We start from the raw sequence: 17,928 nt of genomic DNA, 5'->3' as shown, positions 1-17,928 counted from the left end.
CATGGATTTCATCGACGGTTCGCTGTTTCCTGAAAATCAGCAGAAGCTTGTCATTACCGCAGCCCCTTATGGTCCGGAATGGCAGCCCTCCGATTTTCCGGACGACATCCCGGTGACGATGGAGGAACAGATCCAGAAGGCTGTGGACTGCTACAACGCCGGCGCTACCGTGCTGCACGTTCACGTGCGCGAAGCGGATGGAAAGGGCTCGAAGCGCCTGTCCAAGTTCAATGAACTGCTTGCCGGCATCCGCGCCCGGGTGCCGGACATGATCCTGCAGGTTGGCGGGTCGATCTCGTTCGCGCCGGAGAACGAAGGGGATGTGGCCAAGTGGCTGTCGGACGATACCCGCCACATGCTGGCGGAACTGAAGCCGACGCCGGACCAGGTGACGATCGCGATCAACACCAACCAGATGAACGTGGTCGAACAGATGTGCGCAGCCGACGTTGCCGGCACCTCCCTCGCTGAGCCGGCGAACTACCGCGCCTATCGCGAGATGACCATCCCCGCCGGACCGGAATGGGTGGAAGAACATATCCGCCGGCTCAGCAGCAATGGCATCCAGACGCACTTCCAGCTCGCCAGCATCGCGCAATTGGAGACGGTGGAGCGGATGATACGCCGGGGCACCTGCAATGTGCCCCTGATCCTGACCTGGGTGGCGATCGGCGGCGGCTTCGAGGCGCCTAACCTCTACAACCTGGCAAACTTCGTGCGGGCCTGCCCGAACGGCTCGGTGCTGACCCTGGAAACCTCGATGCTCAACGTGCTGCCCCTCAACATGATGGCGATCGCCATGGGCCTGCACGTGCGTTGTGGTATCGAGGACAACATCTGGACGCAGCGACGGGACCGCAAGATGGGCACGGTCGAACAGATCGAGCAGCTCGTGCGCATCTCGCGTGAATTTGGCCGGGACGTCGCCAGCGCGAAGGAAGCGCGTGAGATCTACAAGATCGGCACGTTCTACGACAGCGCTGATGAGACATTGGCGGAGAATGGCTTTGCGCCGAACCGCAAGCCCGGTCAGGTCGGCCTCACTCAGCACGCGCGCCGTTGATGTGCCTCGCCCGGCTCGCTTGGCTTAGGGACTGCCTCGGTATCGGATCGCCCAGACCCGGTCCGGGGGCGATCCGGGGATGGATATCAGCCTTTGCCGAAGTTCAATGCCGACGCTTGATCTATTGCCACGCATAAGCCAGACCTGCGCCATAGGTGATCTGATTGCGGGTGCCGCGCTGGCTGACGATCGGGCTGTCAGCGGCGCTCCCGGCAATGCGCTGCATGTAGACCATTGCGCCGGCATACCAGTGCCTGTCGATCTGGTAGACGGCTGCCAGCCACCCGGTGCCTTGCTGCAGTCCGCCGCCCGGAGTGTAGACGGGGAGTCCGCTGGCCGCGCTGTCCTCGGGCGTCACGCCGTAGTAGGTCCGGTTGAAGCTGCCGCTTGTCCACGTCAGTCCGAGCCCGAGGCCCAGCAGCACGCGGTGGTGTACTGGCACCCAGAGGCTGCCATTCGTCATCACACGCGGGCCGCCGTAGACGATGCCGGCATTGGTCATGACGTTGATGCTGCCGCGCAGACGGAAGGGGATGCCCCCGGCGTGGATGTACTCGTAGCCGAAGTAGCCGCCGGCCTCGACGGTGGTGTCGATCTCGTGAATTTTCGCCACCACCGGGTCGTCGACGTTGTTGCGCCCGAGACGCAGCGCGACGGCAGGCCCGTACTGCCAGCCCGTCAGGCTGCCGAAGTTGAACTGCGCATACGGGCCATACCATTCGAGCAGCTTGCCGCCGTCGGTCGTATAGCGCAGGCCCGGGACTGCGCCGATCATCCGTTCGTTGCCGCCGGCGTACTGCGTGGTCGACCCGATGCCGATGCCGAAAAAGTTGGGGATAGCACCCGGCAGGTCCACCGGCAGCGCCTGCGAGCCGTGGGCGGCAAGCGCGAGGATCGTGCCGGCGATAGCCTGCCTGTACGGAGGGGCCGGGCCGCGTAGAAGGAGAAAGTGCCGGGCCGGGGAGTGTGGAGCCGGATGCAGGTCTTTGGTATGTCGCCTTGTCGCCAAGTCCATCGATTCCCTCCGGAGTCAGGTATTCATTCGCTAGCGTCGGCCACCACCGCCGCGCCCGCCGCAAAAGCCTCCACCGATTCGGCCGCCAAAGCCGCCCCGGGCGCCACCGCTCGCCGCGCGCGACCCTGAGCCGAGGCTCGTTTTGCCGCAACTGATGTCGCACTGCAATTCGCTGCCACCGCTGCCTACGCCCTGGAATCCGCTGTCGCGTCCCCCGCCCGCGCCGCGCGTCCGGAGGCATTGCGTCCCAGGATTGCCACTGTGTCGATTAGCCAGGCAGACGGGCGACGGGCCATGATCAATCTCTGGCCGATGCGATAGACGTGGCGTGCCGGGGCGGTGAAGTAATCGAGGAAGGCGACCTCCATACCATCTTCGATCAGCGTCTCGCAAGCCAGTGCAGTCTTCACCTCGACAAGCGTTTCGCCCGCATGCACGAAGGCCTGCAGGAGAACAGTTGGCCGGCGCCTCGACTTGGCGTCCTTCGATGCTCAAGCGTACCAGTACCATCGTCGCACTCTGCCGTGTCGCGGCGCCGACGCCACACTGGCGTTTCTGCCGAAAAGGTCATATAAGCCATAGCATACGGAAGGTTATCCGCCTGCCCACAGGGGTTTCGCCCCACCTATAAGTTGGCCGCGCACGGACCGGCGCCTGGTTGAGGTATTCGATTATCCAGGCACGACGGAGGTATGCCATGCGGGAACCCAAGATCGTCCTCGGCTCAAAGGCCGGGCGATCCTCGAAATCGCGGAGACGGAGCTCGTGCCGGGAGATGTGGTAAATCAGCGCGGTACCAACCATGCCTGGACCGCGATTGACGGCACTGCACGGTTTCTGGCGATTCTGGTCGACCGCCAGCGCATCTAGACGCGTGTCAGCGAGGCGTGGTGCGAGGGTACGGTGAGCAGGCGGAATCACCTCATGTCGCGCGCGCCTCTCAGGAACGCGGTTTTGCTGCGGCGCCGGGTGACGCTCCCGCTCTGGCGGTTAAGCATGGCAAACGTCAATCGACACGTCATTACGACCGCATCCGCTTTAGTTCATCGATGCGGAGATGATAGCTTCGTAGTAGACAAGCTTTATCGCCACAGGCGTTGCGAGAATCGCGAAGCCATGCTCGTTGATCCGCTCGTAACCGTGTCTTGTTTGTCGATGTTTTTATCATTTGATTGTAGATTTCTGCCAATGTTTTATCGACACGGGCAAGTTCCGCATCCCCACAAATAAGCTGCGCTTGAACAGATATGAGCTTGCTGCAATCAAAACTTTGAATCAACGCAGTCTTCGTCTCGTATTGAGTTTCCAGTAGCCCTGGCTTACAGAGACCTTGCAGCGACTTACAAGCGACGTGGCGCCCGACCCATGCCATGTCTCGCGCACCATATTGCTTAACGAAACGATTGATGCCCGCGTGGCTGACCCCTCTTTGCATTGCGTTTGCCGCGATTATTTCGTTGCAAAGCGAGTCCTCGGCGTAGGTTCGCCCATCGCGCCGGTAGCAACTGTGAAAACCGAGCATCCCAGTACCAACAACACTTCGGCGTTCCCCTGAAGCGAACAAGATGGAAGCGCAAGCGGACGCGCACCTGGCATTATCTGGAACTGTTGTATAGACGCGAACTTTATCCATTGCATCGACGACTCGGAAAGCAGCCTCAACATTTCCTCCTGGACTATTTAAAACAAGGGTAACGAGTCCTTCGTCATCACGGTTAGCCATTTTGGCGAACGCCAGAAACTTCTCTGCATCACCTTCCTGAATCCTCCCATCCCCGATAAGCATTTTCAGCTTAAGTTGGGGTTGGTAGTAGATCTTGAAGTCCATCCCTAGCGCAACACCGGGAAACATAAGCACAGTGAAACAGAGCCAAGAAAACAACCGTTGGATGAAGCCTTGCGCCGCCGCGTCCTTGGCTGTTGGGTGCTGAGTGCTGCGCATACGCTTCTCCTCGGAATGTCAGAAGCCGAACGCCTTGTCCATTTCAATGGGAAGGAAGGCTATCTATGTGCCCGCGAGTTGTTCGGAAATGAGACCTTGCCGAGTGCACGTAGCCCTACATGGGGTGATCGTACTTTCCGTGCATTTTCTGGCAGTTTGTCCCGGAAAGTGCCGATCCATCAAGGACTTACACATACACAGATCGCGCGAGACTCATTGCGGCGAGAAGCCTTGCCACAGGCGGCTGCGAGCCCTGCTACCGCCACTTTTTACACGGAAAGTACGATCACCCCAAGTCGGAGCCGTCGCGGCGCGCGAACTCAAGATGTCCACAACGCCCGTGACGGAGTTCGGGCGATCTGCTGCGCTAAACAGGTAGGCTAGCCGCCTTGAATCGTTTCCAGAGGCGGCGCAGCGGCTCCCCGTCAGCGCTGAGACATCTTGCGATATAGCCGCGCGCATAGCCAGGCCAATGGCCAGTTGCTGGCGCTCCGCTCCCAGGCGGAGCAACAAGCCCTCAGCAACAGCCATATCATTGCGCCATCCCAGGTCATCCTGCAGGCGCGACAGTTGCCGACGATAGCGGCTCACTTTGTTCGCGGGCAACAAAGATTCGAAAAACTCGGTCGCGTAACGCAGCTTCGTTGCAGCGATACGCGCACGATGGCGCCGCTGCTCGTCAATCTTTGCCATGCCTCGCCCCCGCTTGAGCAGCCTGCGTTGCCGCTCGCGTAACGTCGTCAGGGGAAACTCGCGGACAGGTTCGGTGAGTGCCGCGCGCTGCGCCTCGTCAAGGCCATGACGCCAGTCCGCGCTGCCCAACCAATGGCTCAGTGTCAGGATCAGCCGTGTGTAGCGCTCGGAATTCACGGCTTGGGCGGCGCGCTGCCGGGCCTCGGCGGCAACCGCCTTCGCCGCGGCCAGTACCCCATCCGCGCGCCCTGCGGCGACGTGCATCGCGGTCGGAAACACGTCGTTGGATGACTGGCCGCGATTGACGTCGTCGTTAGGATGAGTTTTGCGCGCCTCGCCGCGCTCGCCGCCGATCAGTTCGCTTGCCCGGTTCGCGATCACCTCGTTCAGGTTCATGTTGGTCTGCGTGCCGGAACCGGTCTGCCAGACCGCGAGCGGAAACTCATCCGGATGTTGTCCGGCGACGATTTCGTCTGCGGCCGCCATGATGGCCCGCGCCTTCTGCTCGTCGAGCACGCCGAGTTCGAGGTTGACCTCGGCCGCCGCGCGCTTGATCCATGCAAGCGCCTTGATCAGCTCGGGCGCCTGCTTCTCTGAAGAGATGCGGAAATTCTGGAGCGAGCGCTGCGTCTGCGCGCCCCACAGCTGGCTGGCCGGCACGGCGATCTCGCCGAATGTGTCGCGCTCCATTCTCACGTGCTCGGTCATCGCTCACCCCATTAGATTGAATATTCATGGCTCGGCCCCATGGCGTCGAAGCCGGGTCTGTCCGCTCGCCGGCGGGCACCATCGACGGGATAACACAAGATTAGTCCAGCCAAGAGGTTCTCCCAGAACTTATCCGCCCCGGGGGCGGGAAGTCACGTAAGACGGGTAGTGGTCGCGGAATTAATCAAAAATACGAGAACCGCCACGAGGGGCGCTTCTCGAGCATCTCTGCTGGTGTGCCCATGCTCGGGCACACGCTTTCGAGAACCGTGAATTCTTGCCTATGGGCGGGGGCCGACGGCGAAATTAGGCGTAGCGCCGAATCAAATCATGAATGCGTGGGAAGACTTCGGTCTGCCAACGTGGCCCAGAAAACAAGTCGTAATGGCTGCATTGGCGGGCTGTCAACCCATGGCCGGTCCCATGGAGCGGCTGGCTAGCCGACTAGACTTCCCATCGAGATTTGGGTACACAGCAAAGCTAGCAGTGAAACATTGCGTCCCGCTTTCTGTGCCCTGCATCATGCGTGGCGTGGGGTGCAGCTAGGTCGGCAGTCCTTGATCTCACGATCGCAGACACGCTACTTCGTTGGCCGTTGGCCGGACGCGGTGTAAACTGGGCGCGGCTCTGCAAAGCTGTTTTGTCTCTTACCTGTAACCCCAGTAGGCGATAAGAAGACCTTTTGAGGACGAGCTGTCATCACTGGACGAAGGAGGCAAGCCATGTGGATGAATTTGCTTCTCATCTTTGTTCCGATCGCAATCGCCCTGGAATTCCTTGCTTCCGATCACCACCTCCTGATCTTTATCGCTTCCTCCCTGGCCATCCTGCCGCTCGCGGGACGGATGAGCCATGCCACCGAGCAACTCGCAGAGCGCATGGGCGAGGCGGTCGGGGGACTGCTCAATGCGACATTCGGCAATGCGGCTGAACTTATCATCGCACTTGTCGCCTTGCGTGCCGGCCTCCATCAGGTGGTGGAAGCCTCCATCGTCGGTTCCATTGTCGGAAATATGCTGCTGGTGTTTGGCGCCGCGATGCTCGCAGGCGGCATTCGCTATCCCGAGCAAAGCTTCAACCCGCGCGGCGCGCGTTCCCAGGCGACCATGCTCATATTGTCGGCGATCGCGCTGATCCTGCCGGCCAGCTTCGAAGCGGTAGAGGGCACGACAGCGGTGCTGTACCGGCTCAGCGCCTGGATTTCCGTCGCGCTTCTGGTCGTCTATGCGCTGTACCTGGTGTTCTCGCTGGTCACTCACCCTGCGCTGTTCCGCAGTGCATACGAAGCAGAGCCCGTTGCCCTGGAAGGCGTGGAGAACCAGCCCTCCTCATCCGTAGCGCGGGCGATAGCAATACTGGCAGCAGCCACCGTAGGGACGGCGTGGATGAGCGAGATCATGGTGGGTGCGCTCGGCCCCATGATGCGCGACTACGCCCTCAGCGACATATTCGTCGGTGCCTTTGTGGTGGCGATCCTCGGAAATGCAGCCGAGCATGCATCGGCCATTAGCGCAGCCATGAGAAATCGCATGGACCTGTCGTTTTCCATTGCGGTCGGCTCGAGCGTCCAGGTGGCACTTTTTGTCGCGCCAGTGCTGGTACTGACGAGCCATTTTCTCGGTCCGGCCCCGATGGACCTGGCCTTTCGTCCCGCCCTGGTCCTGATGGTGGTCCTGTCCGTGCTGGTCACGGCGCAAATGGCGAGCGACGGACACGCCGACTGGTTCAAGGGCACGCAGCTCCTGGTCGTCTATTTTGCCCTCGCCCTCACGTTCTTCTTCCTGCCGCGCTAGCTCGCGAAGCAACCTTACCTGCTTCGCGAGAGTCCTGCCGTGCCCTGCAAGCCTCGAGAGCTGCCGCGGCCTGCTTCAGCGCCCATTCGACGGTCATAGCTGCGCGAAATACGGTCAAGCAGACCGGGATCTCGCGGGCTGGCGGCATTGAATTCCACCCGCACGCTGCCGTCGGCCTGCTGGCGGACACTGGCCGTGACGGCATCGCCGTCTTTCGTGCCAACGACCGTGCCGGCGCCGGGTTCCTGGGTGGTGATCGCCAGGCCCTGGTCCCGCATGGCATCCGCAGCCGCGTAGAACGAGCGGTCGAAGGCCGGATATCCATAGTAGGTGCAGCCCGCCAGCGCAACCATGGCAGCGAAGCCAAGGGCATTGCGAACGCGCATCATGGTGACACCCTCCTCCGGTCAAAGCCGGCGGCAAAGGACGAGCCGGCCGTACGATCATCGCGATGCTTCAAAGGACTGCCGTCGGCGACATTGGCATTAGGGCACGCCCGTTACCGCCGCCGCGGCGCAGCATGCCGCGGCGGATAGAGTTTCTGGAACTGTGCCGTCGTGATCCCCATTGCGCCCCTGTCATCGATGATCGTCATCTCGCGCCACGCGCTCGGCGCGCCTTCGAGTCCGGGGAATTCCCTCAACTGCCAGATGCGACCCGTCTGCGTGTCGAGCAAGAAGGGGCCTGCGCGGACCTGGGGATGACTCACGATCTGATAGCGGCCAGGTCCAGCCTGCTGCGGCATGTCATCGGCTCGCTGGGGCGGCGGTATGGCAACCGCTTCACTGCCAGCGGCGACGGGTGCTTTACCGCTTGCCGGGGCTGGCGGCTGCTCGGGGTTGCCGCATGCCCCGACTAAAGCCATCGACAAGCACAACAAATAAGGTGCAATGTAGTGCATGGTTGGCTCCGTGATCTCGCCCATCGCATCCATTGGAAACCCGCTTGGCCGTCGTTCGGGGAACCCACAAGACGCTAAGACATCGCTGCGCACGGCAGCGCGCTCGCATGGCGCGACGCCTCGCAAACCGGACGTTCGATGCTGGACCTATGCCATCAGGAGCGCCTCGTATTCTTCCCGGAACTGATGGAGGGAACTGTCCACCACCGTCACGGCGCCATCGATCAGGCCGCAGCGACCGCTACCGGGAAGGATGCGGCACAGGTTTTCCAACGATTCCAGGTCCGCGCGCACGCCGCGGCCCGTATCGATCCGATTGAGCAGGCGCATCAGTTGGAAGGTTCCGCCCTTGCACGGCGGGCACTGACCGCACGAACCCTGGGCGAAGAAGCTCACGTACTCGGCGACCTTGCGGACGATGCTGGTCCCTTCCGAGACTACGATCATCGCACCGGTCCCGAGCCGCGAACGCCGTTGCCGTACGGAATCGAAATCCAGCGCCACGTCGAGATCGCGCTTGGTCAGTAAGGTATTGGAGGGCCCGCCGGTAAAGACGGCCTTGAATTCCTTGCCCTGGAGCATGCCGCCGCCATGCCCGAACACAAGCGTCTCCAGGCTCGTACCCATCGGCAGCTCATACAGGCCAGGCCGCAAGACATCGCCCGAGAGCGAATACAGCTTGGTTCCCGCGGCATGGCCGATGCCGAGGCCGCGATACCACTGGGCACCGTTGCGCAAGATGCCTGGTACGTGAGCCAGCGTCTCGGTATTGTTGACGACGGTCGGTGCACCATGCACGCCGTGTTCGGCGGGAAAAGGCGGCTTGCGGCGCGGAAACGGGAACCCGCCCTCGACGCTCGCGATGACCGCGGTTTCCTCGCCGCCGATATACAAGCCTGAGCTGGGTAGTACGCGAAGCGATACCGGTCCGCCGACCAGCCCGGCCAGCTCGGCGAATTGCGGGTGTGCCTGCCATTGCTGCACCGCCTCGCGCGTCCTCGCCAGCGACAGCGGCTGATGGGGATTGACGTACAGCACCACATGGTTGGCGCAGGTGGCGGCCGCGGCGATCAGCGCGCCCTCGATCACCTGGTGCGGCGTGTGCTCAAGCAGGAAGCGGTCCTTGAACGTCCCCGGCTCGTCTTCGTTGCCATTGCAGATGATGTACTTGTCGCCAGCCGCTGCGGCGGCCACCGGTCCCCATTTGCGATGCGTCGCGAAGCCGGCGCCACCCATCCCGCGCAGGTCCGCCTGCTCGATTTCGGCAATGACCGCGGTCGGCTCACGCAGCGCCCGTGCCAGCCCCTCGCCGCCGCCGCGGGCCAGCCAGGCATCCAGGTCGGCGCCGACCCGGATGTCCTCGTTGAGCAGAACCTGATTGAGCTGTTCCATCAGCGCGCTCCGTGCCCCGCTTACCGGGTGCCGCCGACCGCCCGGCCCCACGCGCCGGTGCGCAACCCTGCGTCGACGCGCAGATCGAAATTCGCGTAGCCAGGGAAGAGCTGCGGTGCCTTGACATGCAGGGGCAGCCCGGCAAGCGTCAATTCCCGCTGCCAGGCGTGCACGTGGCCGATTCCGGCGCGCGCGGCCATGACGCTGCGCCCGGCTTGCGCCGCGCTGGCGCCGGCGCGCCGGCCCATGCTCAGGATATCGAGCAGCGCGTTACCCATCAGCCGGTTGCGCCCATGAATGCCGCCCGTGACCTCGCCAACGCAGTACAGCCCTGGCACGCTGGTCGCACCCTCCTTGTCGATGGTCACGCCGCCGTTCTGGTAGTGCAAGGTCGGGTAGACAAGGAACGGCTCCTGGGACGGATCCTGGCCGCACTTGTGGGCGAGATGGCGCAGCGTCACGAGCCGCTTGGCCAGGATGCCGGGGTTCTCCATTTCCAGCGTCGGCGTGTCGAGGAAGACACCGACCTGGCCACCCCGCTCGATGCCGCGCCCCTGCGCACATTCGCGCAGGATTGCCGAGGCCACGATGTCCCGAGGCTTGAGTTCATCGACAAAACGCTCGCCCTCGCCGTTGATCAGCTTCGCGCCGGCCGAGCGGGCAGCTTCCGAGATCAGGCCGCCCGCCAGATGCGGCGGGTAGGCGATGCCGGTGGGATGGTACTGGAACGAGTCCAGCTCGCGCAGGCGCGCCCCGATCCGATAGGCCAGCACCAGGCCATCTGCAGTAGCCCCGTAATGGTTGGATGTCGGGAAGGCATTCAGGTGCAGGCGCCCCGCTCCGCCGGTGGCGAGAACCACGGCGCGCGCGCGTACCAGCACGAAGGTGCGCCATTCGAGGTTGTAGATCACCGCCCCAGCGCATTGGCCACGCTCGTCGGACAGCAGCTCGACTGCGGGGCAGCGGTTCCACACCGCGATGCCGGGTTCCAAGTCCACCGCCTCGCGCAACACGCGCATCATTTCCAGGCCAGTGTAGTCCCGATAGGAGAGAATGCGCGCGGCCGATGCTCCCCCTGGCTTCTTGCGCAGAAGATTGCCGCCGAGGGGCCGGTCTTCCTCCTGGTCGAACATCATGCCCAGCCGGATCAGCCAGCGGATCACGTCGGGTCCATCCATCACCATCTGCGCGACCAACTCGGGCTCGCCGCAGAAGTGCCCGGCGCGCAAGGTGTCCTCAAAGTGCAATTGGGGACTGTCGTCCTCGCCAATGGCCGCCTGGATCCCGCCTTCGGCCATCACGGTGTTGCTGTCACCGAGGCGCAGCTTGGTGGCGAGAATCACCTGCGCGCCTTGCCTGGCCGCGGTCAGCGCCGCCGCGCAGCCACCACCGCCCCCGCCGATGATCAGCACATCGGTGGAGACGAGTTGCGCCCCGGCAATGTCGACGTCGTCGATCAGCGCGTTGGCTTGCAGATAGCGGGCGAGATCCGGCTGACAAGGCTCGCCGCGGTTGACGCCGACGGTCAGCGCCACGCGCGCATTGGGCCCGTGGTCGGGGTGATAGGCCTTGAGCAGTTCTTCGGCGGAGATGTCATCGCCGCGCACCGCCGGCGCCACGCCGGGACGGTAGCGCTTTCGCGCGTCTTCGTAGGGGATACCAGCCGGCATGATTGTTCGTCCCGTCAGCGCGGCGGCCGCGCGCCGGGTGCGTCGAAGTCGATCTTCATCGCGCCGCTCTCGATCTGCTGCAGGCGCAGCATGAGATTGGCCGGCCGCAGCGTCTGCGCCGCGATCATCCGCCGCACGAACAGGCCGAGATGGTTGGGCCGGATATGCTCGGGGCAGGCCAGCGTGCAGAGGTTGCACATGACGCATTCGTCGAACACCTGGCCCGAGGCTGTCAGCTTGCCCTCCACCGCGAACTTCACGCCCTCCTGAACATCAAGTCCCTTCGGACAGGCCCGATCGCATCCGCTACAGTGACGGCAATGGGCGGCCTCCGGGAATACTTCAGCGATCGCCCCCAAGGCGTCCCAGCTGTCGCCGATCTCCTCGATGCGATAGACGTGCCGCTCCGACGCCGTGAAGTAATCCAGGAACGCCACCTGCATGCCTTCTTCGACCAGCGTTTCGCAGGCGAGCGCGGTCTTGACATCCTGCTCGCCGCTGCGCCGCACCATGACGCGGCATGAACCGCATACCCCCTGGCCCATGCAGCCAACGCCTTCGACAAGCGTTTCCCCCGCGTGCAGGAAGGCCTGCAGGATGGAGCAGTTTGCCGGTGCTTCGACCGTGCGTCCTTCGATACTCAAGCCTACCAGTCCCATCGCGTCGCCTCTTTCGCCCGGCGTCGTCAGCGCCACACTGGCGTTTCCACAGAAAAGGTCATATAAACCTTAGCACAGGGGAGGTCATTGCAAAGGGGGCGTCGCATGCAGGCTTACTGGAGACCTCTCGCGCCGCTGCTTGCGGTGATCGCGATCGCCCTCATTCCCGCCCCCGAGGGCCTGGCACAGCACACTTGGTATTACTTCGCGATCTTTGTCGGCGTGATTGTCGGGCTCATGCTTGAGCCCATTCCGGGCGCGGCGATCGGCCTGATCGCCGTGACGCTGGTGACCGTGTTCTGCGAATTGGTGTTCTACAGCCCCGAGCAGCTCGCGAAACCGGGCTTCAACCCGGCGAACGCGGCCCTCGCCTGGGCGCTTTCCGGGTTCGCCAACAGCACGGTGTGGCTGATCTTTGGCGCCTTCATGTTCGCCCTCGGATATGAGAAGACGGGCCTGGGCAGGCGCATCGCACTGTTGCTCGTCCGCGCGATCGGGCGCAGGACGCTCACGCTGGGCTATGCGGTGATGATGGCCGATGCATTGCTGGCGCCGTTCACCCCCTCCAATACGGCGCGCAGCGGCGGCACGATCTTTCCCGTCATCCGCAATCTGCCGCCGCTCTATGATTCGAAGCCAAACGATCCGTCGGCGCGGCGGATCGGCTCGTACATCATGTGGACCGCCATAGCCACCACCTGCGTGACGAGTTCGATGTTCCTCACCGCACTGGCGCCCAACCTCCTCGCCGCCGAGCTGATCAGGACGACGGTCCAGGTCGACTTGAGCTGGATGCAGTGGTTCATGGCCTTCGCGCCGGTAGGGATCCTGCTGTTGCTAGCCGTACCGCTCCTCGCTTACTTGCTGTATCCGCCGGAAGTGAAGCAAGGCAGCGAGGTGCCGGCCTGGGCGGCGCAGGAACTCCAGAAGATGGGCCCGCCAACCCGGCACGAACTGCTGCTCGCGGTCCTGGTGCTGATTGCGCTGGCGCTGTGGATATTCGGGGACAAGCACGTCAATGCGACTACTGCGGCTTTGATGGTCATTGCCCTCATGCTGGTGACCGGTGTCGTGACCTGGGACGACATGCTCGCCAACAAGCAGGCCTGGAACACCCTGGCCTGGTTTGCGACGCTGATCGCGCTGGCGGACGGCCTGAGCCGGACCGGCTTCGTCAAATGGTTTGCCGACACCATGGCAAGCCATATGAGCGGCCATTCGCCGATGACGGCGGCGGTGACGCTGGTGCTGGTCTTCTATTTCACGCACTACCTGTTCGCCAGCGTCACCGCCCATACGACGGCGATGCTTCCGGTCATGCTTAGCGTCGGCTCGACCATCCCCGGCATGCCGATGGAATCCTTTGCGCTGATGCTGGCCCTGACGCTGGGCCTCATGGGCATCCTGACACCCTACGGCACCGGTCCGAGCCCGGTCTATTTCGGCAGCGGCCATCTCCCTGCCAGCGACTACTGGAGGCTTGGCGCCATTTTTGGCGTGATCTACATCGCCGTGTTCCTGGCGATCGGCGTGCCGCTCCTGCTTTGAAACGGAGCTTCGACCATGTTGCACTACACGATCCCCTCTTCCCGGAACCGGGCGATTGCGCGACCTCGAGGTGTTTCCTCGGGCGCGGCCGCTGCGGTGGCCTGCCTTTGCCTGTTCGCGCTAACCCCGGCGCTTGCCTTGGCGCGGCAGGTCTTCGACTCGCCCGATGCGGCGATGGCGGCCTTTGGGCAGGCGGTGCGCAATGACGACGAAGCGGCCATGCGCCGCATGCTGGGCGCCAATTTCCGCGACATCATTCCGTCAGCCGGTGCCGAAGTGCGGAACCGGTTCAACGGTGCCTGGGCGCAGTCGCACCGCTTGCAGCAGACGGACAAGCACGCCTTCATCGCTGTCGGCGACGATGGCTGGACCCTGCCGGTGCCGCTGGTCAAATCGGCGAGCGGCTGGCAATTCGACACGCGGGCGGGCGTCGAGGAAATGCGCGTGCGCCGCATCGGCCGCAACGAGCTTGCCGTGATCCAGACCATGCAGGCCATCTGCGATGCGCAAACCGAGTATGCCCAGACGATGCACGATGGCGAGAAGCGACTGGTCTACGCAAACAGGCTGTCCAGTTCCCCGGGCAAGCACGACGGGCTCTATTGGCCGACCGCCTCGAATGACTCACCGAGCCCGCTGGGCCCGGCTTTCCGTGACGCCGGCACGCGCAATGCAAGCAAGGACGGTTACCACGGCTACCACTACAAGCTGCTGACCGCGCAAGGGCCGCATGGCGACGGCGGTGCGCTGAACTATGTCGTCGACGGCAAGCTGTTCGGCGGCTTTGCGGTCATGGCCTGGCCGGTGCGGTACGGCGAAACCGGCGTGATGAGCTTCATCGTCAGCCACAAAGGGCAAGTGTATGAACGCGACCTTGGACCCAACAGCGCGGCCAAGGCAGCGGCAACGAAGTCATTTGACCCGGCGCCCGGCTGGCGGAGGGTATCGCCATGAGGCATCGCATTCTGACCATGGCTTGCTGCAGCGTGCTGGCGCTGGGCGGATGCCAGAGCGCCAGCCCACCAGCTGCGAAGCCGGCATCCGAGCTGCCTGGCGGCGGCACGACACAGGCCCAGAGCGAACCCGCTCCCTACAAGGCGGAAGAAATCGAGGCGCTGGTCGCCCCGATCGCGCTCTATCCCGATCCGCTGCTGTCTCAGGTGCTGATGGCTTCCACCTATCCGCTGGAGGTCGCCCTCGCCGCGCGCTGGCTCAAGGGACACCCGGACCTGAAGGGCGACGCCGCAGTCAAGGCGGTGCAGAACGAGTCCTGGGACGTCAGCGTGAAATCGCTGGTGGCCTTTCCGCAGATACTTGGGCCAATGGGTGACAAGCTCGACTGGACCCAGAAGCTGGGAGACGCCTTCCTGGCGCAGCAGAAGGATGTGCTGGCTGCCGTGCAACGCCTGCGCGTGCGCGCCCAGCAAGCCGGTCACCTCAAGTCAGGCGCACAGCAGACCGTGATCGTGGAACCCGCGACGGCCACCGAAGCCACGCAGCAAACGATCGTGCGCATCGAACCGGCGAATCCCGAGGTGATCTACGTTCCGGTGTATGACCCCGCCATTGTCTACGGCGGCTGGGGCTATGCCGGATATCCATACTACTACTGGCCGCCCTACGGGCCTTACTATCCCGGCGACGCCTTCCTCGGCGGCATCGCATGGGGCATCGGCCTGGCTGCGGCGATCGCCGTCTTCGGCGACTGCGACTGGAACAACGGCGGCGTCCATGTGGAGCACCACAAGGCCCGCAATATCGACCGCAACTTTGACGCCAGCAAGCTGGAAAAAGGCCGATGGCAGCATGATGCGCGGCACCGGCAGGGTGTTGCCTATCGGGACAACGCCACGCGCGAGAAATTCGGCAGGAGCACGGCCGATGCGTCGGGCCGCGCCGGATTCCGCGGGCGCCATGCAACCGGCGGCCGGGACAATGGCTTCCAGGGCGTGGGCCGTGGCGGCAGCGCCGTGCAGCGCGACGTCAGTCGCGGCAACCAGAGCCTGCATTCAGGGTCCGGCCGGGCCGGCGGCTTTGGCGGTGGCGCACGCGCGGGCGGCTTTGGTGGCGGACGAGGTGGCGGTGGACGACGTTAGGGAACCAATGCCCGTTTGGAGTGGTGTAGGTCGCGTTCCAGTGGTCGGTGGGTGGGCGGTCCTGTTTGAATTCTGGGGACACTGCCCCTCTATGCCGGTGATTACGAGAACGCGCAGGACGCGGACATCATCGTGATCCCCGTCAGCGTCGGTGTGAAGTCTGGGCAGACTCTGCAAGGGTGCCATCCACTGTGGGATCGCCAGTGCATCGCGCGAAATTTCCAGGCCATCGTCCACAACACCGACCTCATTCTCACAGTCTGCATCGTGATGCTGAAGTCGAAGGCAGAGATATGTCTGTCGCTGCCGATGGTGGTCAATTGCGGCGGAGCGCAGCCACGGGTTTATCGAGAATTCCACCAACTCTTCTGAGAAGGATCGCAAAATGCTCACAAGACTGAAAGCGGCGTTCCTCTACTTCAACAGCGTGGTCCCGTTTCGACTCGGCCCCGCCCTGATCACGACGGCCGTGCTGGTCACCCTGCTGCTGCTGCCTGTGCCAGAGGGGCTCACGCCCAAGGCTTGGGGCCTGGTTGCCATCTTTCTGACAACAATCGTTGCGATCATCCTGAAGGTCATGCCGATCGGGGTGATGGCAATGATGGCGATCGTGGTCCTCTCGCTGTCGCAGGTGACCTCGACCTCGTCCAAGGGGGCGATCGCCGATGCGCTGACCGCCTTCGACAGTCCGCTAATCTGGTTGATCGTGGTGGCCATCCTGATCTCCCGCGGCGTGAAGAAGACCGGCTTGGGCACCCGTATCGGCCTGATGTTCATCTCCCTGATGGGGAAACGAACGATAGGCATCGGCTATGGTCTGGTCACCTGTGAACTGGTGCTGGCGCCCTTCACACCGAGCAATACCGCGCGCGGTGGCGGCATCGTGCATCCGATCATGAAGTCGATCGCCAACGCATTCGACTCGGACCCGGCCAAGGGCACTGAGGGCAAGGTCGGCACCTACCTGGCGTTGGTCAACTATCACGCCAACCCTCTCTCCTCGGCGATGTTCGTGACCGCCACCGCCCCGAACCCGCTGGTGGTGGACTACATCGCCAAGGCGACCAATCAGAATCTGCATCTGAGCTGGACGGACTGGGCGCTTTGCATGTTGGTGCCCGGCCTGCTATGCATGCTGCTGATGCCGCTCGTGATCTATGTGTTGTCGCCGCCGCAGCTCAAGGCCACACCCAATGCGGTGGAATATGCGCACGCCGAAATGGCGAAGATGGGTCCTGTGTCGCCAAAGGAAATGGTCATGATTTTCACCTTTGCGCTGCTGCTGCTACTGTGGGCCAACGTTCCGGCGATGGTGTTCGGTCCGTCGCTAACGCTGGACCCGACGGTGGTCGCCTTGGTCGGCCTGTTCGTGCTGATCATTACTGGCACCATCGACTGGGACGACGTGCTGTCCGAAAAAAGCGCCTGGGACACGCTGATATGGTTCGGTGCGCTGATCATGCTGGCTGAGCAACTGAACAAGCAAGGTGTGATCGGGTGGTTCTCGAAGGGCATGAGCGACGCGATCGTGGCCAGCGGCATTGGCTGGGGCGGCACGGCCGCGATCCTCGTGGCGGTCTTCGTTTTCTCGCACTACCTGTTCGCCAGCACGACGGCGCACATCAGTGCGATGATGCTCGCCTTCCTGACGGTCGGAGTCCATCTGATACCGCCAGCGTATGTGGTGCCGTTCATGCTGCTGATGGCGGCCGGCTCGGCGATCATGATGACGCTGACCCACTATGCGACGGGCACCTCGCCGATCATCTTCGGCAGCGGCTATGTCACGATGGGAACCTGGTGGCGCGTCGGTTTCGTGATGTGCGTGGTGGAGTTGCTGATTTTTGCCGTGGTCGGGAGCGTCTGGTGGAAGGTGCTTGGCTTCTGGTGAGCGCGCAGCTTTGACGGATCTGGTCCTCGAGAAGACCATCACGCAACTTGGCAAATTGCTCGTCGCAAATTCCACGTTTTATGTCTCACTCAATGTAAGCAGCGAGGACGATGGCACGGCCTCATTGGTCTCGGCCCCCCCTGAGAAGAAGGAACCCCTTCCTGCGCTACGCACCACATTTTCTGCAAGTGCGCCCGAGAGCTCCACCTCGGAGCACTCGGGGATGCGAAGGCGTAGGTGAGGGTTGGCCGCTCGACGAAGCCAGACGGGCGATCTTGGCTGTCCTCCCAGCTAACCTCGGCGTTGCAATAGCAAACGGCCGACGGCTAAGGTGGTGGCGAAGGTGAGTCCTGGACAACCTAGCGCTACCCCGCCTGTCGGTGGAACTTGAATAGCTGGCTGGATCATGCGCGACGTCCGTTCAATGCGCCGATGACACGCGCAGTTGGCGCCGGAACGTATTCCACCACCGCGCCCGCGACCGCATTTGTGATTGCAGCCACCGCGCCGCCGAGTCCCGACTCTACTGCGTCTTTTATTCCGAGCGGGTGAAACGG

At 63.1% G+C, this 17,928-nt stretch carries 14 protein-coding genes and 3 pseudogenes; 7 read left to right on the top strand and 10 right to left on the bottom strand.

Annotated features, from left to right (window positions below; all coding sequences use genetic code 11):
- Nucleotide 1 precedes the first annotated feature (1 nt).
- On the top strand, nucleotides 2–1,063 hold the full coding sequence (locus ABNX08_RS37505; protein WP_349607518.1) for a 3-keto-5-aminohexanoate cleavage protein: 1,062 nt from the start codon (nucleotides 2–4) through the stop codon (nucleotides 1,061–1,063).
- A 121-nt stretch (nucleotides 1,064–1,184) separates the two neighbouring features.
- On the opposite strand, the gene ABNX08_RS37500 is transcribed toward ABNX08_RS37505, so the two are convergent.
- The 5 genes and pseudogenes from ABNX08_RS37500 to ABNX08_RS37480 all read right to left on the bottom strand — a co-directional run.
- A complete protein-coding gene (locus tag ABNX08_RS37500) occupies nucleotides 1,185–2,078 on the bottom strand; it encodes a MipA/OmpV family protein (RefSeq protein WP_022540151.1) in 894 nt (297 codons plus the stop codon).
- A 311-nt stretch (nucleotides 2,079–2,389) separates the two neighbouring features.
- Nucleotides 2,390–2,582, bottom strand: a pseudogene (locus ABNX08_RS37495) (ferredoxin); the annotation flags it as partial.
- Nucleotides 2,583–3,099: 517 nt separating this feature from the next.
- Nucleotides 3,100–4,020, bottom strand: coding sequence for a lysozyme inhibitor LprI family protein (locus tag ABNX08_RS37490; protein ID WP_349607520.1), 921 nt, complete (start codon nucleotides 4,018–4,020; stop codon nucleotides 3,100–3,102).
- 213 nt (nucleotides 4,021–4,233) lie between these two features.
- Nucleotides 4,234–4,893, bottom strand: a pseudogene (locus ABNX08_RS37485) (CHAD domain-containing protein); the annotation flags it as partial.
- 3 nt (nucleotides 4,894–4,896) lie between these two features.
- A pseudogene (locus ABNX08_RS37480) lies at nucleotides 4,897–5,421 on the bottom strand (lyase family protein); the annotation flags it as partial.
- A gap of 722 nt (nucleotides 5,422–6,143) precedes the next feature.
- Here ABNX08_RS37480 and cax point away from each other — a divergent pair.
- Nucleotides 6,144–7,214: a calcium/proton exchanger gene (gene cax / locus ABNX08_RS37475; RefSeq protein WP_022540145.1), complete on the top strand. Its 1,071-nt coding sequence runs from the start codon at nucleotides 6,144–6,146 to the stop codon at nucleotides 7,212–7,214.
- A gap of 14 nt (nucleotides 7,215–7,228) precedes the next feature.
- Here the strand turns inward: cax and ABNX08_RS37470 are convergent, their stop codons facing one another.
- From ABNX08_RS37470 to ABNX08_RS37450, 5 genes are all read right to left on the bottom strand, one after another.
- The gene (locus ABNX08_RS37470; RefSeq protein WP_349607522.1) at nucleotides 7,229–7,603 is read right to left on the bottom strand and encodes a hypothetical protein; all 375 of its coding nucleotides are present in this window, start codon (nucleotides 7,601–7,603) and stop codon (nucleotides 7,229–7,231) included.
- 110 nt (nucleotides 7,604–7,713) lie between these two features.
- Nucleotides 7,714–8,115, bottom strand: coding sequence for a hypothetical protein (locus tag ABNX08_RS37465; RefSeq protein ID WP_041682373.1), 402 nt, complete (start codon nucleotides 8,113–8,115; stop codon nucleotides 7,714–7,716).
- Between the two features lie 147 nt (nucleotides 8,116–8,262).
- Nucleotides 8,263–9,507 carry an NADH-ubiquinone oxidoreductase-F iron-sulfur binding region domain-containing protein gene (locus tag ABNX08_RS37460; RefSeq protein ID WP_349607525.1) on the bottom strand — a complete coding sequence of 415 codons (1,245 nt, stop codon included), beginning with the start codon at nucleotides 9,505–9,507 and terminating at the stop codon, nucleotides 8,263–8,265.
- 20 nt (nucleotides 9,508–9,527) lie between these two features.
- On the bottom strand, nucleotides 9,528–11,177 hold the full coding sequence (locus ABNX08_RS37455; protein ID WP_022540141.1) for an FAD-binding protein: 1,650 nt from the start codon (nucleotides 11,175–11,177) through the stop codon (nucleotides 9,528–9,530).
- 14 nt (nucleotides 11,178–11,191) lie between these two features.
- The gene (locus tag ABNX08_RS37450) at nucleotides 11,192–11,830 is read right to left on the bottom strand and encodes a 4Fe-4S dicluster domain-containing protein (protein ID WP_041682372.1); all 639 of its coding nucleotides are present in this window, start codon (nucleotides 11,828–11,830) and stop codon (nucleotides 11,192–11,194) included.
- Nucleotides 11,831–11,941: 111 nt separating this feature from the next.
- Here ABNX08_RS37450 and ABNX08_RS37445 point away from each other — a divergent pair, with 111 nt between their 5' ends.
- The 5 genes from ABNX08_RS37445 (at nucleotide 11,942) to ABNX08_RS37425 (ending at nucleotide 17,371) form a co-directional block, all read left to right on the top strand.
- The gene (locus ABNX08_RS37445; RefSeq protein WP_041682294.1) at nucleotides 11,942–13,384 is read left to right on the top strand and encodes an anion permease; all 1,443 of its coding nucleotides are present in this window, start codon (nucleotides 11,942–11,944) and stop codon (nucleotides 13,382–13,384) included.
- A 15-nt stretch (nucleotides 13,385–13,399) separates the two neighbouring features.
- Entirely contained in the window at nucleotides 13,400–14,338 is a 939-nt protein-coding gene (locus tag ABNX08_RS37440) for a DUF2950 domain-containing protein (protein ID WP_022540138.1), read from the top strand.
- Nucleotides 14,335–15,480: a DUF3300 domain-containing protein gene (locus ABNX08_RS37435; protein WP_022540137.1), complete on the top strand. Its 1,146-nt coding sequence runs from the start codon at nucleotides 14,335–14,337 to the stop codon at nucleotides 15,478–15,480. Before ABNX08_RS37440 ends, ABNX08_RS37435 begins: the two co-directional genes overlap by 4 nt.
- A 132-nt stretch (nucleotides 15,481–15,612) precedes the next feature.
- Nucleotides 15,613–15,852, top strand: a complete 240-nt coding sequence (locus ABNX08_RS37430; protein WP_349607528.1) for a hypothetical protein — start codon at nucleotides 15,613–15,615, stop codon at nucleotides 15,850–15,852.
- A gap of 13 nt (nucleotides 15,853–15,865) precedes the next feature.
- Nucleotides 15,866–17,371, top strand: a complete 1,506-nt coding sequence (locus tag ABNX08_RS37425) for a DASS family sodium-coupled anion symporter (RefSeq protein ID WP_022540135.1) — start codon at nucleotides 15,866–15,868, stop codon at nucleotides 17,369–17,371.
- Nucleotides 17,372–17,928 lie beyond the last annotated feature (557 nt).

The organism is Cupriavidus sp. DF5525 (assembly GCF_040149425.2).
GTDB classification, from domain to species: domain Bacteria; phylum Pseudomonadota; class Gammaproteobacteria; order Burkholderiales; family Burkholderiaceae; genus Cupriavidus; species Cupriavidus pickettii_A.
Note: the sequence above shows the minus strand (reverse complement) of the source record. Positions and strands in the feature narration are given on the sequence as shown.